Below are 547 nucleotides of genomic sequence, written 5' to 3'. Positions count from 1 at the left end.
GTCGGTCCTTAAGTATGCTGTGAGCTTCGCTGAGGAGCTGCTGCTGTGGTCCGACGAGGCCCAGTTCGTCCTGTCAGCCAACGGTGTGTTATCCGCTAAGACTGCACAGCTGGACCTGACCACTCAGTTCGATGTGTCAGACCGTGCGCGTCCTTATGGTATCGGTAGGAACATCTACTACGCGTCCCCTCGCAGCTCCTTTACGTCCATCATGCGCTACTACGCGGTACAGGATGTAAGCTCTGTGAAGAACGCAGAGGACATGACAGCCCACGTTCCAAACTATGTGCCGAACGGTGTGTACAGCATCAACGGGTCTGGTACGGAGAACTTCGCGTGTGTGCTGACCAAGGGTGCTCCGAGTAAGGTATTCATCTACAAGTTCCTCTACATGGACGAGAACATTCGGCAGCAGTCGTGGTCCCACTGGGACTTCGGGGATGGTGTGGAAGTGATGGCAGCAAACTGTATCAACTCAACGATGTACCTACTGATGCGTAATGCCTACAACGTGTGGATAGCTGCGGTGGACTTTAAGAAGGACTCT

Annotated in this window: 1 protein-coding gene; it reads left to right on the top strand. The window is 53.7% G+C overall.

The window, feature by feature from the left end; all coding sequences use genetic code 11:
• A partial coding sequence (locus HHU12_RS34730) for a phage nozzle protein (RefSeq protein WP_205960112.1) occupies positions 1–547 on the top strand: 547 nt, incomplete at both ends.

The sequence above is a fragment of the Flammeovirga aprica JL-4 genome, from assembly GCF_012844305.1.
In the GTDB taxonomy this organism is placed as follows: Bacteria; Bacteroidota; Bacteroidia; order Cytophagales; family Flammeovirgaceae; genus Flammeovirga; species Flammeovirga aprica.
This window is presented reverse-complemented; position numbering and strand designations above follow the sequence as displayed.